Genomic DNA, 15,715 nt, shown 5'->3' on the forward strand with positions numbered 1-15,715 from the left:
CAGGATACGGTGACGCCCATGCCGTCTTTCAGCACCTGGGTGGCGTTGCCGCAGCCGACGACTGCAGGAATACCCAGTTCGCGGGCAATAATCGCAGCGTGACAGGTACGCCCGCCACGGTTGGTGACAATGGCGCTGGCGCGCTTCATCACCGGCTCCCAGTCTGGGTCGGTCATGTCGGAAACTAACACGTCGCCTGGCTGGACCTTGTCCATCTCAGAAACGTCATGGATCACCCGTACGCGACCCGCACCGATCTTCTGCCCGATCGCGCGACCCTCAACCAGCACGGTGCCGGTTTCCTTGAGCAGGTAACGCTCCATTACATTGATGTTAGAGCGGCTCTTCACGGTTTCAGGGCGCGCTTGAACGATGTACAGCTTGCCGTCGTCACCGTCTTTAGCCCATTCGATGTCCATCGGACGACCGTAGTGCTTCTCGATGATCATGGCTTGTTTGGCCAGCTCGCTGACCTCAGCATCGCTCAGGCAGAAGCGCGCACGTTCGGCGCGATCAACGTCGACGACCTTGACCGACTTACCGGCCTTGGCTTCGTCGCCATAGATCATCTTGATGGCTTTGCTGCCCAGGTTGCGACGCAGAATCGCTGGGCGACCGGCTTCCAGGGTCTGCTTGTGCACGTAGAACTCATCGGGGTTCACAGCGCCCTGCACCACGGTTTCGCCAAGGCCATAGGCGCCGGTGATAAACACCACGTCACGGAAGCCGGATTCTGTATCCAAGGTGAACATCACCCCGGCGGTACCGGTTTCCGAGCGCACCATGCGCTGCACGCCGGCAGACAGAGCGACCAATTTATGATCAAAGCCCTGGTGTACGCGGTAGGCGATGGCGCGGTCGTTGAACAGCGAGGCAAATACCTCTTTAGCAGCACGGATCACATTGTCCACGCCACGGATGTTCAGGAAGGTTTCTTGCTGACCGGCAAACGAAGCGTCTGGCAGGTCTTCGGCGGTGGCCGAGGAGCGCACGGCTACGGCCATGTTGTCGTTGCCACCGGCCATTTCGGCGAAGGCAATACGAATCTGCTTGTCCAACTCGGCGGGGAACGGTGCATCCATGACCCACTGACGGATCTGCGCGCCAGTCTTGGCCAAGGTGTTGACGTCATCAACATCAAGGGCATCAAGGGCCGCATGAATCTGCGCGTTCAGGCCGCTCTGCTCGAGAAAGTCTCGGTAAGCCTGGGCTGTTGTGGCGAAACCACCGGGCACTGAAACACCGGCACCAGCAAGGTTGCTGATCATCTCGCCCAGGGAGGCGTTCTTGCCCCCTACGTGCTCAACATCGTGATTGCCGAGCTTATCGAGGGAAACTACGTACTCTACCAAGGTGATCTCTCCACTAAGGTGTTGGAAAAGCTCAAGGGGCTGGGGAAACTCGCCGGCATACATGCCCGCACGATTGTGGCCTGGCCCTGGAAAATAAGTAACAATGCCGGCCAGATCGGCCCTGCAAAGGCGGGCCTATGATAGCCAAGATTCGTCCTCAGCTTAAGGCCCATGGCACAAATGAAACGAACCGCTTTTTTCATCTCCGATGGCACCGGCATCACTGCCGAAACCCTGGGCCAAAGTCTGCTAGCCCAATTTGAAACTATCGACTTCACCAAACTCACGCGACCCTACATCGATAGCGTGGAAAAAGCGCGCGCAATGGTACAACAAATCAACAGCGCAGCCGAGAAGGACGGCTCTAGACCGATCATTTTCGACACCATCGTCAATCAGGACATACGCGACATCCTGGCTGAGTCCGAAGGTTTTATGATCGATATCTTCTCGAGTTTTCTGGCCCCTCTGGAACAGGAACTGACCTCACATTCCTCTTACTCCGTCGGCAAGTCACACTCCATCGGCCACAACTCCAACTACATGGAGCGTATTGAAGCGGTCAACTTCGCCTTGGATAACGACGACGGTGCACGCACTCATTACTACGACAAAGCTGATTTGATCCTGGTCGGCGTATCACGCTGCGGTAAAACCCCAACCTGCCTATATATGGCCATGCAATATGGCATCCGCGCCGCCAACTACCCGCTGACCGAAGACGACATGGAGCGTTTGCAGCTGTCGCCGGCCTTGAAAAAGTACAAGGACAAGCTGTTCGGCCTGACCATCGATCCGGATCGCCTCACCGCCATTCGCAACGAGCGCAAACCCAACAGCCGCTACGCCAGTTATGCCCAGTGCGAATTTGAAGTACGCGAAGTGGAAAACCTGTTCCGCCGCGAAAACATCAATTTCATCAATTCCACGCATTTCTCGGTAGAAGAAATATCGGCCAAGATCCTGGTGGAAAAAGGTGTTGAGCGCCGCTTTAAGTAAACGCTATAAACACTTGATATAAAAGAAAAAGGCCCGACAACTTCGAGCCTTTTCTCAGGCTGCTGATTTAGATCGAGTCGCCAGGAACCCGCACCCAACCTTCCATCAGAATCCGCGCACTACGCGACATAATCGCCTTAGTCACCGTCCACTGGCCGTCAACCAGCGCCGCCTGAGCGCCAACGCGCAATGTCCCGGATGGATGACCAAAGCGCACCGCTTCGCGTGCACTGCCACCCGCAGCCAAATTAACCAGCGTGCCCGGAATCGCCGCCGCCGTGCCGATAGCCACAGCACAGGTGCCCATCATCGCGTGGTGCAGCTTGCCCATCGACAGCGCGCGCACCAGTAAATCGACATCAGCCTCCTGCACTGTTTTGCCGCTGGACGAGAGGTAATCCTTGGGCTTGGCGACGAAGGCGATCTTCGGCGTGTGCTGCCGGGTAGCCGCTTCTTCTGCAGTTTTGATCAGGCCCATGCGCAAGGCACCTGCCACACGAATCTTCTCGAAGCGCGCCAATTGCTCCGGATCACCGTTGATCTGCTCGCGCAGCTCGCTGCCGCTGTAGCCAATGTCTTCGGCGTTGACGAACACGGTGGGGATACCGGCCGTGATCATGGTCGCTTTGAAAGTACCGACGCCCGGCACGTCCAGATCATCGATCAGGTTACCGGTGGGGAACATCGAACCGCCTTCCTCACCATCGTCAGACGGATCAAGGAACTCCAGCACAATCTCGGCAGCGGGAAAGGTCACCCCATCCAGCTCGAAGTCGCCGGTTTCCTGCACCTGGCCATTGCTAACCGGCACATGGGCAATGATGGTTTTCTGGATATTTGCCTGCCAGATACGCACCTCGCACATACCGTTCTGCGGAATGCGCGACGGGTCAACCAGGCCGGCGTGCAGGGCAAACGCGCCAGCGCCCGTGGACAGATTGCCGCAGTTACCGCTCCAATCGACGAAGGCCTTGTCGATCGACACCTGGCCGTAGAGGTAGTCGACATCGTGATCCGGCTGGCTGCTCTTCGACAGAATCACGCATTTCGAGGTCGAGGATGTCGCCCCACCCATGCCATCAATTTGCGCGGCATAAGGATCGGGGCTGCCAATCACCCGCATAAACAGCTTATCGCGCGCCGCTCCTGGCACTTGGCAGCTCTGCGGCAGGTCTTGCAGGCGGAAGAACACGCCCTTACTGGTACCGCCACGCATATAGGTGGCGGGGATTTTGATCTGGGGTAACTGAGACATGGTGATTACCTGGCCTTATAAACCCTAGGGTGGATAGTGTTTTTCCATCCACCGCTCAACGTTGTCATGGTGGATCGGTGAAACGTGATCCACCCTACGAAAGACCGGGGCGTTAACGCCCCGGTGGTCAATCAGCCCTTGGTGGACTCCAGGAAGTCCTGAGCAAAGCGCTGCAGCACACCGCCCGCCTCGTAGATCAAGACTTCTTCGTTGCTGTCCAGGCGACAGGTCATCGGCACTTCAACGCGCTCGCCATTGCGACGTGTGATCACCAACGTCATGGTTGCGCGCGGCTTGCGCTCACCGATCACGTCATACACTTCAGTGCCGTCGATACCCAGGGTCAGGCGTGTAGTGCCTGGTTTGAACTCCAGCGGTAGCACGCCCATGCCGATCAAGTTAGTGCGGTGAATACGCTCGAAACCTTCGGCGGCAATCACCTCAACACCGGCCAAGCGTGGCCCCTTGGCGGCCCAGTCACGCGAGCTGCCCTGGCCATAGTCGGCGCCGGCAATGATGATCAGATTCTGCTTGCGCCCCATATAGGTTTCGATGGCTTCCCACATGCGCATGACCTGGCCTTCCGGCTCAACCCGCGCCAGCGAACCCTTCTTCACCTGCCCATCCACCACGGCCATTTCGTTGACCAGTTGCGGGTTGGCGAACGTGGCGCGCTGCGCGGTCAGGTGATCGCCGCGGTGGGTGGCGTAAGAGTTGAAGTCCTCTTCCGGCAAGCCCATTTTGTGCAGGTACTCGCCCGCTGCCGAGTTCAGCAGAATGGCGTTGGAGGGCGACAGGTGGTCGGTGGTGATGTTGTCCGGCAGCACCGCCAACGGCCGCATGCCCTTGAGCGTGCGCTCACCGGCCAGCGCACCTTCCCAATACGGCGGACGACGAATGTAGGTCGACATCGGGCGCCAGTCGTACAACGGGCTTTCAGCCTCCTGCACAGCACCCAGGTCAAACATCGGGATGTAAACCTGACGGAACTGCTCCGGCTTGACGCTGGCCGCGACGATGGCATCGATCTCTTCGTCGCTCGGCCACAGGTCTTTCAGGGTGACCGGATTGCCCTGCTGGTCATGCCCGAGCACGTCTTGCTCGATGTCGAAACGCATGGTGCCGGCAATGGCATACGCCACCACCAACGGCGGTGAAGCGAGGAACGCCTGCTTGGCGTAAGGGTGAATACGCCCGTCGAAGTTGCGGTTGCCCGACAGTACGGCGGTGGCGTACAGATCACGGTCGATGATCTCCTGCTGGATCAGCGGATCCAGCGCACCGGACATGCCATTACAGGTGGTGCAGGCGTAGCCAACAATGCCGAAACCGAGTTGTTCCAACTCGGACAGCAGGCCTGCGTCCTCCAGATACAGCTTGGCGACCTTGGAGCCTGGTGCGAACGAGGTCTTGACCCAAGGTTTGCGCAGCAAGCCGAGCGCATTGGCCTTCTTCGCCAGCAAGCCCGCAGCCACCACATTGCGCGGGTTGGAGGTGTTGGTGCAGCTGGTGATGGCCGCGATAATCACCGCGCCGTCGGGCATCAAACCGTCAGCTTCCTCAACCTTGCCGGATGCCAGCTTGGCTTCGTCTGCAATGCCGCGCTCGTGCAGTGCCGAGGTTGGCAGGCGGCGATGCGGGTTGCTCGGTCCGGCCATATTGCGCACCACAGACGACAGGTCGAAGCTCAGCACCCGCTCGTATTCGGCAGTAACCAGCGCATCAGCCCAGAGACCGGTGGTCTTGGCGTAATGCTCGACCAACGCCACCTGCTCCGGTTCGCGGCCGGTGAGTTTGAGGTAATCGATGGTCTGCTGGTCGATGTAGAACATCGAAGCAGTGGCACCGTATTCCGGGCACATATTGGAAATGGTCGCACGATCGCCAATGGTCAGGCTGTTGGCACCCTCACCGTAGAACTCAACCCAGGCACCGACCACGCGCTCAGCACGCAGGAACTCGGTGATGGCCAGGACGATGTCGGTAGCGGTAATACCGGGCTGACGCTTGCCGGTCAGCTCGACACCGACGATATCCGGCAGGCGCATCATCGATGCGCGGCCCAGCATCACCGTCTCAGCTTCCAGGCCACCAACACCCACGGCGATTACGCCCAGGGCATCGACGTGCGGAGTGTGGCTGTCCGTGCCGACGCAGGTGTCCGGGAAGGCCACGCCGCCACGCGCCTGAATCACCGGGCTCATTTTCTCCAGGTTGATCTGGTGCATGATGCCGTTGCCGGCCGGGATCACGTCGACGTTCTTGAATGCAGTCTTGGTCCACTCGATAAAGTGGAAGCGGTCTTCGTTGCGACGGTCCTCGATGGCGCGGTTCTTATCGAACGCGTCCGGGTCGAAGCCCGGCGCTTCGACAGCCAGCGAGTGATCGACGATCAGCTGAGTCGGCACCACCGGATTAACCTTGGCCGGGTCACCGCCCTGCTCGGCAATCGCATCACGCAGGCCAGCCAGGTCGACCAACGCGGTCTGGCCAAGAATGTCGTGGCACACCACGCGGGCCGGGTACCAGGGGAAATCCAGGTCGCGCTTACGTTCAATCAGCTGCTTCAGCGACTCAGTCAAGATCGCCGGATCACAGCGCCGCACCAACTGCTCGGCCAGCACGCGCGAGCTATACGGCAGCTTGGCGTAGGCACCGGGCGCGATAGCATCCACCGCCTCGCGGGTGTCGAAGTAGTCCAACACGGTGCCGGGCAACGGCTTACGGTGTTGGCTGTTGAGGGTAATGGTCATGGTTATGGACGCTCCTTGAGCGGCACGAACTTGACGTCTTCCGGGCCCACGTAGTTAGCGCTCGGGCGGATAATCTTGCCGTCGATGCGCTGCTCAATCACGTGGCTGGACCAGCCTGAGGTGCGCGCGATGACGAACAATGGGGTGAACATCGCGGTCGGCACACCCATCATGTGGTAGCTGACGGCGCTGAACCAATCGAGGTTGGGGAACATCTTCTTGATTTCCCACATGGTCGATTCCAGGCGCTCGGCAATGTCGTACATCTTCATGTTGCCCTGTTCGGCAGACAGCTCGCGCGCAACGTCCTTGATCACCTTGTTACGTGGATCGCTGACGGTGTAGACCGGGTGACCGAAGCCGATCACCACTTCCTTCTTCTCGACGCGCGCACGGATATCGGCCTCGGCCTCATCCGGATTGTCGTAGCGCTTCTGAATTTCAAATGCCACTTCGTTGGCGCCGCCGTGCTTCGGCCCGCGCAACGCACCAATACCGCCCGCGATGCACGAGTACATGTCCGAACCGGTGCCGGCGATTACCCGCGAGGTGAAGGTGGAGGCATTGAACTCATGCTCGGCATACAGGTTGAGCGAGGTGTGCATGGCACGCACCCAGGACTCGCGCGGCTTTTCACCGTGCAACAGGTGCAGGAAATGGCCGCCGATGGAGTCATCGTCGGTTTCCACCTCGATGCGCTTGCCGTTGTGGCTGAAGTGATACCAATACAGCAGCGCGCTGCCCAAGGAAGCCATCAGCTTGTCGGCAATATCACGGGCACCCGGGTGGTTGTGGTCGTCTTTCTCCGGCGACACACAACCGAGCACCGACACCGCGGTGCGCATCACGTCCATCGGGTGCGCCGACGGCGGCAGCTGCTCAAGACTGACCTTGAGGCTTGCCGGCAAGCCACGCAGGGCCTTGAGTTTGGCTTTGTAGCCTGCCAGTTCAGCGACGTTAGGCAGTTTGCCGTGCACCAGCAGGTGAGCGATCTCTTCGAAGTCGCAGCGATTGGCAAAATCGAGCACATCATAGCCACGGTAATGCAGGTCGTTACCGGTACGGCCAACGGTGCACAGGGCGGTATTACCGGCGGCGGTGCCGCTCAGTGCCACTGACTTCTTCGGCTTGAAGCCCGGGGTGGTGGTTTCTGGGGTCGCACTCATCGCTTCTATCTCCTCATCCGATCCGGTCGGGTGGTTCTTTTTATTGGCAGGCGCGCTGGCCCGCATTCCGGTTATTTCTTGGCGGCGAACAACGCATCCAGACTCTGCTCGAACGCGTGGTAGTTGATGCGATCGTAGAGCTCCATACGCGTCTGCATGGTGCCGACCACATTCTTCTGCGTGCCGTCGCGGCGCACGGCCATGTAGACGTTTTCAGCCGCCTTGTTCATCGCACGGAAAGCCGACAGCGGGTACAGCACCAGGCCGACATCCACCGAGGCCAGCTCTTCAGTGGTGTACAACGGCGTGGCACCAAACTCGGTGATGTTGGCCAGAATCGGTGCCTTGACCCGATCGGCGAAAGTTTTGTACATCGCCAGCTCGGTGATCGCTTCGGGGAAGATCATGTCGGCACCGGCCTCGACACAGGCGGCGGCGCGGTCCAGCGCCGAGTTCAAGCCTTCAACCGCCAGCGCATCGGTGCGCGCCATGATCACGAAGCTGTCGTCGGTACGCGCATCAACGGCAGCCTTAATACGGTCGACCATCTCCTGCTGGGAAACGATTTCCTTATTAGGGCGATGGCCGCAACGCTTGGCACCGACCTGGTCTTCGATATGAATCGCCGCGGCGCCGAACTTGATCATCGATTTGACCGTACGCGCGACGTTAAAGGCCGAGCTGCCAAAACCGGTGTCGACATCAACCAACAGCGGCAAGTCGCACACATCGGTAATGCGCCGTACATCGGTGAGCACGTCATCCAGGCCGGTGATGCCCAGGTCCGGCAAGCCGAGTGAACCCGCCGCCACGCCACCGCCAGACAGGTAGATCGCCTTGAAACCGGCACGCTTGGCCAGCAATGCATGGTTGGCATTGATGGCGCCGATAACTTGCAGCGGATGCTCTTCGGCAACCGCATCGCGGAAACGCTGACCGGGACTTTTCATGCTCATGACTCACCTCGGGTTTTGGCTGTTTGGGTGGGTGCGCCCTGCTCTTTGCTGATAGCAAAGTGGCGCTCGATATTACGTTTGGAGGCGCTGATATGGCGGCGCATCAATAACTCGGCCAGCTCACCATCACGCTCGGCAATGGCATCGAGAATACGGTGGTGCTCGGCAAACGCCTGCCGTGGCCGATTGGGCGTTGCGGAAAACTGCAGGCGGTACATGCGCACCAACTGGTACAGCTCACCACAGAGCATCTGGGTCAGGGTCTTGTTGCCACTGCCCTGGATGATCCGGTAGTGAAAGTCAAAATCGCCTTCCTGCTGGTAGTAGCCGACACCGGCCTTGAAAGCCGCGTCCTGCTCATGCAGGTCCAGAACGCGGCGCAGCTCGTCGATTTCGGCAGCGCTCATGCGCTCGGCCGCCAGTCGACAGGCCATGCCTTCCAGGGACTCGCGAATTTCGTAAAGCTCAATCAACTCAGCGTGACTGAGGGACACCACCCGCGCGCCAACATGCGGAATGCGTACCAACAAACGCTGGCCTTCGAGGCGGTGAATGGCTTCACGCAGCGGCCCACGGCTGATGCCATAGGTGCGCGCCAGCTCCGGCTCGGAGATCTTGCTACCGGGGGCAATCTCACCTTTGACGATCGCAGCCTGAATACGCCGAAAAACCTGCTCGGAGAGGGTTTCAGAATCTTCCTGACTGGACTCGGGCGACTCAATCACATCAGTCATATTGTCGACACTGTTTAAATTAACTGCCGTAAAACTAACTATATACCCCATAAATGTCAAACACGCCCGCAGATTGTTGACAGTTGCTCATCAGCCTTTAGTCGATAACCGCCGCGACCTTACTTGCATAAACGTCTATAAGCGCCTGTGCTGACTGAAAAAGCGCATGGTAGAATGCCGCCCGCTTAGCACCCGCAAAGGAATTTTGCCGGCCTACCAGACTCCAAGCGCAAGCTCGCTCACGGCGATACGCGTTACACGCTTTTATTTACCCCCTATCAACAGCACACCGCCCGGACTTATGACACTCAAGCCCTTCCTTCTATTGTTATGCCTGTTACTGACTCCCGGCCTGAGTCTCGCCGCGGAGAAGACGGTTTATGGGCTTAATGAGTACGTGCGTTTATTCGACCTCGACCTCAAGCTCGCCGCCAAACTCGATACCGGCGCAAAAACCGCATCGCTGAGCGCCCGCGACATCGAACGCTTCAAGCGTGATGGCGAAACGTGGGTGCGCTTCTACCTGGCCATCGATGAGGCACATAACAGCCCGATCGAACGCCCCCTGGCACGCATCAGCAAAATCAAACGGCGCGCGGGCGACTATGATCCAGAGGAAGAAAAAACTTACACAGCTCGCCCGGTGATCGAAATGGACGTCTGCATGGGCCATGCCCTGCGCACTATTGAAGTGAACTTGACCGATCGTAGTGCATTCCAATACCCGTTATTGATAGGCTCCGAAGCACTCAAACGCTTTTCGGCGCTGGTCGATCCGAGTCTTAAATACGCAGCAGGCAAACCTGCTTGCACCCCTGACGCAAACCCTGGCGAGTAATTCCCATGCGCTCTCTTACGCTCCATCTGAAAGTCCTAGTCACGCTCCTTGTGAGCCTGGGCATTCTGATTACGGCTTATCAGATTTTCATCCTCGGCATCCCCATGACCGAAGACGAGACTGACGATCTGTGGAACATCGACGCCAAAGTCGAGTTCCTGGCCAACCCGCGCGAGCCGGTTAAACTGCAGATGTTTGTACCGCCACTGGCTCAGGATTACGTCAGCCTGAACGAGAGCTTTATCTCCAATAACTACGGCGTGAGCATCAACCGCACTGACGGCAACCGCAAAGTCACCTGGTCCGCACGTCGCGCCAGCGGCAAGCAAACCCTCTACTACCGCCTGGTGCTGACCAAGCGTTACAGCGGCGAGCAAACCAAGGCCAAAGGCCCCATTTTCCGTGACAGCATCCCGGTAGAAGGTGCCGAGAAAATTGCCGCTGAAGCGCTGCTCGCACCGATTCGCCAACACTCGGCAGACGTCGAAACCTTCATCAGTGAAACCATCAAACGCGTCAACAACAGCAACGACGACAACGTCAAACTGCTGCTGAGCGGCGACACCTCCACTGCCAACAAAGCCACGGCGATCGAGCTACTGCTGTCCATCGCCCACGTGCCGATGCAGCGCGTTCACACCATCCGCCTCGCCAGCGAAATCCAGCAAAGCCCAGAGCTGTGGCTGCGCAGCTTCAACGGCGAAAAATGGCTGTACTTCAACCCGGAAAGTGGCGAGCAAGGCCTGCCGGCTGATCGGCTGGTCTGGTGGACCGGTGATGAAAGCTTGGTCACCCTCGAAGGCGGCAAACAGGCGCAAGTCAGCTTCAGCCTGAACAACAGCGAAATGAACGCCATTCGCCTGGCCAAGCTGACCGACGAAAACACTGACGCCGACTTCCTCGAATACACCCTGTATGGCCTGCCGCTGCAAACCCAGCAGACCTTTATGATCATGGTCATGATCCCGATTGGCGTGCTGGTGATTCTGATCCTGCGTAACCTCGGCGGCCTGCAGACACTCGGTACCTTTACCCCGGTACTGATCGCCCTGGCCTTCCGCGAAACCCAACTGGGCTTCGGCATTATCCTGTTTACCGTGATTACCGCTCTTGGCCTGTCGCTGCGCTCTTATCTGGAACACTTGAAACTGCAGATGCTGCCTAGGCTTTCGGTAGTACTGACCTTCGTCGTGGTACTGATCGCGGTGATCAGCCTGTTCAGCCATAAACTTGGCCTGGAGCGCGGCTTGTCGGTAGCGCTGTTCCCGATGGTGATTCTGACCATGACCATCGAACGCCTGTCGATCACCTGGGAAGAGCGCGGCGGCGGCCATGCCTTCAAAGTGGCCATCGGTACCCTGTTCGCCGCAACCTTGGCGCATCTGCTGATGAGCGTACCGGAGCTGAACTACTTCATCTTCACCTTCCCGGCCGTGCTGATGATTCTGGTGGGCTTCATGTTGGCGATGGGTCGCTACCGCGGTTACCGCTTGACCGAACTGTTCCGCTTCAAAGCCTTCCTCAAGGACTAATGCCATGTTCGGTCTGATCAAGACGTGGAAAGCCCTTGAAGCCAAAGGCATCATGGGCATCAACCGACGCAACGCGGACTACGTGCTGAAGTACAACAAACGGCACCTGTACCCGATCGTCGATGACAAGATCATCACCAAGCAGCGCGCGATCGAAGCGGGCATCGATGTGCCGGAAATGTACGGCGTTATCGAGACCGAGAAAGGCATCGACAAGCTGCGCGAGATTATTGGTGACCGTCCGGACTTCGTGGTCAAGCCAGCGCAAGGCGCTGGCGGTGACGGCATCCTGGTGATTGCCGATCGCTTCGAAGACAAATACAGAACCGTCTCGGGCAAAATCATCAGCCACGAAGAGATCGAGCATCAGATCTCCAGCATTCTCACCGGCCTCTACTCCCTCGGCGGCCACCGTGACCGTGCGCTGATCGAATACCGCGTGACCCCGGACCAGATCTTCAAAAGCATCAGCTATGAAGGTGTACCGGACATTCGCATCATCGTACTGATGGGCTACCCAGTGATGGCCATGTTGCGCCTGCCCACCCGTCAATCCGGCGGCAAGGCCAACCTGCACCAAGGCGCCATCGGCGTTGGTGTGGACATGGCCACCGGGGTGACCTTGCGCGGCACCTGGCTGAACAACAAAATCAGCAAGCACCCGGACACCACCAACGCGGTGGACGGCGTGCAACTGCCAAACTGGGACGGCTTTATGAAGCTCGCTGCCGGCTGCTATGAGCTGTGCGGGCTGGGCTATATCGGCGTGGACATGGTGCTGGACCAGGACAAAGGCCCGTTGATTCTTGAACTCAACGCCCGCCCAGGCCTGAATATCCAGATTGCTAACGACTGCGGGCTCACTCACCGCGCCCATGCGGTTGAAGCACGTATCGCCGAGCTGAAAAAGAAAGGCATTGTGGAAACACCTGAAGAGCGCATGCGCTTCTCGCAAGGGCTGTTTGGTCACATAGCACCGGTCAAGGGCTGATCGACAACAGATGAGTCCGGACATTCCGGGCTTATCAAATAGCGACCCAACACCCTGCCAGGGCTTTGTTCTGGCGGGGTGTTTTGTTTTCAACCCTGCCTGGCCGTATGTTGTTTGAGACACATCGCACCACCCGACGATGCGCCCACTAAACCTCTCAGTAACAGAGCAAAGCAATGCACTGCTCTAGGACGAATACCGGCGACGCTCTACAATCGCCATCCGCGCACTCGAAGCTGTCATATGCCTACTTGCCTTGTACTGCCACTGCCCTATCAAGCAGACCCTTCTCACTATTTCAGCAGCATCCTGGATGCCCCGGGCGCCGTGCTGCTGGATGCCGGACGGCCGACCGCACAACGCGGGCGCTACGACCTTATGAGTGCCTGGCCACTGGCTGAATTGCTGCCAACGCCTGACGAAACGGCCGAGGCCTTCCTACAACGCCTGCGCCAGAGCCTCAACGCGCTGGGTAAAGCCGAAGCACCCGCCGACACGCCCCTGCCATTCGTTGGTGGGCTAATCGGCTACTTGAGTTATGACTTCGGCCGCCGACTGGAGCACCTCCCGAGCGAAGCTTTCGATGACCTCGACCTGGCCGACGCCCGCTTTGGTGTTTATGCCTGGGCCCTGGTGACCGATCACCAACAGCAGCGCAGCCAATTGGTATTTCACCCAAACCTGCCGGCAGCCGAACACCAGCGCCTGAGCCTGTTGTTCACCCAGCCATCAGCGCCGACACCCGAGCCGCAACCGTTCAAGCTGCTGCAACGCTTCCAGCACGACATCACCGAAGAGCAGTACCTGCAGCGCCTGGCGCGAATTCAGGCCTACATCCAGGCTGGCGACTGCTACCAGGTGAACCTTACCCAGCGTTTTCGGGCGAACTACCAGGGCTCGACGTGGACTGCCTACCAGGCACTGCGCGCCGCCTGCCCGACACCGTTCTCGGGCTATCAAACGCTGCCGAACGGTGGGGCAATCATCAGCCTGTCACCGGAGCGCTTCTTGCGCCTCAGCGAAGGCCAGGTCGAAACCCGCCCCATCAAGGGCACCCGCCCTCGCCATACAGATCCGCAGCAGGACCAAGCCGAGGCCGACGCCCTGCTCGACAGCAGCAAAGACCGCGCAGAGAACCTGATGATTGTCGACCTGCTGCGTAATGACCTGGGGCGCAGCTGCAAAGTCGGCTCGGTGCGAGTGCCGGAACTCTTCGCCTTGGAGAGCTACCCCAACGTGCACCATTTGGTCAGCGCCGTCACCGGCGAACTGGCACCGGATAAAGATGCGCTGGACCTGATCGCCGGCAGCTTCCCCGGCGGTTCGATTACCGGCGCGCCAAAGATTCGCGCAATGCAGATCATCGATGAGCTCGAGCCCACGCGCCGTGCACTGTATTGCGGCTCACTGCTGTACCTGGATGTGCGCGGCGAAATGGACAGTTCCATCGCCATCCGCAGCCTGCTGGCCAAAGACGGTCAGATCAGCTGCTGGGGCGGCGGCGGCATCGTCGCTGACTCTGACGGCCACGCCGAATATCAGGAGTCCATCACCAAGGTCAAAGTGCTGCTGCAAACCTTGGAGCGTTTCTGCGATTGAACGCAATACAGGACAGGCTTTTGCTTGCCGAGTCTTTGCCGATAGCAGTCGTTCGCCACAGAAGCGCGCCGATGATGCCCAGCAAAAACTAAACACCCTGCGAAGGCCTAGCCCTCGCAGGGTGTTTGGGTATCCGCCTAATTAACCCGCCAGCGCGCGGCATGGCGGGCTTTTGAATGCAGTCGATTAGATTGCCGGCTCGCCAGCCACGACAGCCTCACCAGGCTGGGCGATCTCAACCGGCAGGCCATCTTCCGCAGCAACCACTTCACGCAGCACTTCCCAATCCAGACGCAGATCGGCAAATTCGTCGTTTTTCAGCAGCGCATTGATCACCGCGGTGTGCTTATCGACGACCGAAACCTCTCCAGTCTCATCCAGCGGCGCGTGCGCCTCCAGATAGACCTTGCCGCCACTGCGGCCAAACTTGTAAGGCTCGTTGATGATGCGCACCGGCGTACCGACCGACACCATCGACGCCAGTTTCAGCACGTTATGGTTAAGCATGCGGAAACAACCGTGGCTGACGCGCATACCGATACCGAACTTTTTGTTCGAGCCGTGGATCAGATAGCCCGGCACCGACAGGCCCAGTTTATAGGGGCCCAGCGGGTTATCTGGTCCAGGCGGCACATAGGCCGGCAGCGGGTCACCTGCTGCCGCATGCTCTGCCAGAATCGACTTGGGTGGCGTCCAGCCCGGGTTCGGCGTTTTGGCTGTAATGCGCGCATCAGCCACCGGCGAACTCCAGCCCTCGCGACCAATACCCAGCGGATAGGTGTGCACCACATTGCCGCCTTTGGGGTAGTAGTACAGACGGTACTCAGCCAAGTTGATCACCACACCTTCACGCGGGCCTGGCGGCAGGATAAAACGCGTCGGCAGAATGATCTCAGTCCCTTCACCCGGCAACCAGGCGTCAACACCCGGGTTGGCGATCACCATTTCCAGATAACCCAGGTCATTGACCACACCTAAATCGGCAAAGGTGTCCTCATATTTGGCCTTGATGACCTGCACCTCGCCAACGATGTCCTCGCCAGGCGGCGGCAAAGGAAGCTCAAGCGCATTGGCAGACGCTACCGCGAAGACAGCAGCGAGAGGCAGGCAGCGGGTAACGGCAAAAGCACGCGACAACATCCGAGAATTCCTGACGAAAATAGTGGGTGAAGGTAAATGGCGAGTGTACACCGGTTGATCAACTGCCGGGATACCTCAGCTCACGGGCAACGCAGGACGATCACCGCGCTTCTGCGCATCCAGCCTCGCGCGACAAGCCGGGCACAAGCGTTTATCACGCAGCACGGCTTTGCTCAGATCACGCCATAACGGCTGCGCAGGCAGTAAACCACCACACAGCGTTCGGTCGGCGAACTCGCCTAATTCAAGCTGACGCGCGAGCAGGTGCACGCGCGCCTCTCGGCAGGCGAACAAGTCGAGCTGCTCGTCAGGTTCGATCAGTTGATAGGCATGCAAGGACCAGGCAGGACGCGGCATTGAGGGCTCCAGTGCGGGGGCGCCACATTAGCCGAAAGGCAGC

At 59.0% G+C, this 15,715-nt stretch carries 13 protein-coding genes; 5 read left to right on the forward strand and 8 right to left on the reverse strand.

Annotation, left to right across the window (positions count from 1 at the left end):
- A partial coding sequence (gene ppsA / locus SOP97_RS09580) for a phosphoenolpyruvate synthase (protein WP_322949070.1) occupies positions 1–1,352 on the reverse strand: 1,352 nt, incomplete at its 3' end.
- Between the two features lie 180 nt (positions 1,353–1,532).
- Here ppsA and ppsR point away from each other — a divergent pair.
- Positions 1,533–2,351, forward strand: a complete 819-nt coding sequence (ppsR, locus tag SOP97_RS09585; protein ID WP_274086702.1) for a posphoenolpyruvate synthetase regulatory kinase/phosphorylase PpsR — start codon at positions 1,533–1,535, stop codon at positions 2,349–2,351.
- A gap of 67 nt (positions 2,352–2,418) precedes the next feature.
- On the opposite strand, the gene prpF is transcribed toward ppsR, so the two are convergent.
- The 5 genes from prpF to SOP97_RS09610 form a co-directional block, all read right to left on the reverse strand.
- Positions 2,419–3,606: a 2-methylaconitate cis-trans isomerase PrpF gene (gene prpF / locus SOP97_RS09590; RefSeq protein ID WP_274086703.1), complete on the reverse strand. Its 1,188-nt coding sequence runs from the start codon at positions 3,604–3,606 to the stop codon at positions 2,419–2,421.
- A 131-nt stretch (positions 3,607–3,737) separates the two neighbouring features.
- Positions 3,738–6,359: a Fe/S-dependent 2-methylisocitrate dehydratase AcnD gene (gene acnD, locus SOP97_RS09595; RefSeq protein WP_274086704.1), complete on the reverse strand. Its 2,622-nt coding sequence runs from the start codon at positions 6,357–6,359 to the stop codon at positions 3,738–3,740.
- A 2-nt stretch (positions 6,360–6,361) separates the two neighbouring features.
- On the reverse strand, positions 6,362–7,525 hold the full coding sequence (gene prpC, locus SOP97_RS09600) for a bifunctional 2-methylcitrate synthase/citrate synthase (RefSeq protein ID WP_274086705.1): 1,164 nt from the start codon (positions 7,523–7,525) through the stop codon (positions 6,362–6,364).
- A 71-nt stretch (positions 7,526–7,596) separates the two neighbouring features.
- Positions 7,597–8,481, reverse strand: a complete 885-nt coding sequence (gene prpB / locus SOP97_RS09605; RefSeq protein ID WP_274086706.1) for a methylisocitrate lyase — start codon at positions 8,479–8,481, stop codon at positions 7,597–7,599.
- Complete coding sequence (locus SOP97_RS09610; protein WP_274086707.1) at positions 8,478–9,215, reverse strand: GntR family transcriptional regulator; 738 nt, start codon at positions 9,213–9,215, stop codon at positions 8,478–8,480. The genes prpB and SOP97_RS09610 overlap by 4 nt, the downstream gene beginning before the upstream one ends.
- A 301-nt stretch (positions 9,216–9,516) precedes the next feature.
- Between SOP97_RS09610 and rloA the strand changes: the two genes are divergently transcribed.
- The 4 genes from rloA (at position 9,517) to pabB (ending at position 14,175) form a co-directional block, all read left to right on the forward strand.
- Positions 9,517–10,053: a retropepsin-like aspartic peptidase RloA gene (rloA, locus tag SOP97_RS09615; protein WP_274086708.1), complete on the forward strand. Its 537-nt coding sequence runs from the start codon at positions 9,517–9,519 to the stop codon at positions 10,051–10,053.
- 5 nt (positions 10,054–10,058) lie between these two features.
- Positions 10,059–11,585: an osmotic stress tolerance membrane protein RloB gene (rloB, locus tag SOP97_RS09620; protein WP_274086709.1), complete on the forward strand. Its 1,527-nt coding sequence runs from the start codon at positions 10,059–10,061 to the stop codon at positions 11,583–11,585.
- Positions 11,586–11,589: 4 nt separating this feature from the next.
- Entirely contained in the window at positions 11,590–12,576 is a 987-nt protein-coding gene (locus SOP97_RS09625) for an alpha-L-glutamate ligase-like protein (RefSeq protein WP_274086710.1), read from the forward strand.
- Positions 12,577–12,819: 243 nt separating this feature from the next.
- Positions 12,820–14,175, forward strand: a complete 1,356-nt coding sequence (gene pabB, locus SOP97_RS09630; RefSeq protein WP_274086711.1) for an aminodeoxychorismate synthase component I — start codon at positions 12,820–12,822, stop codon at positions 14,173–14,175.
- 186 nt (positions 14,176–14,361) lie between these two features.
- Here the strand turns inward: pabB and SOP97_RS09635 are convergent, their stop codons facing one another.
- Positions 14,362–15,315, reverse strand: a complete 954-nt coding sequence (locus SOP97_RS09635) for a L,D-transpeptidase family protein (RefSeq protein WP_274086712.1) — start codon at positions 15,313–15,315, stop codon at positions 14,362–14,364.
- Between the two features lie 75 nt (positions 15,316–15,390).
- Entirely contained in the window at positions 15,391–15,672 is a 282-nt protein-coding gene (locus SOP97_RS09640) for a hypothetical protein (protein WP_274086713.1), read from the reverse strand.
- Positions 15,673–15,715: the final 43 nt, after the last annotated feature.

Origin of the sequence: Pseudomonas spirodelae, from assembly GCF_034653255.1 — a bacterium.
Classification (GTDB): domain Bacteria; phylum Pseudomonadota; class Gammaproteobacteria; order Pseudomonadales; family Pseudomonadaceae; genus Aquipseudomonas; species Aquipseudomonas spirodelae.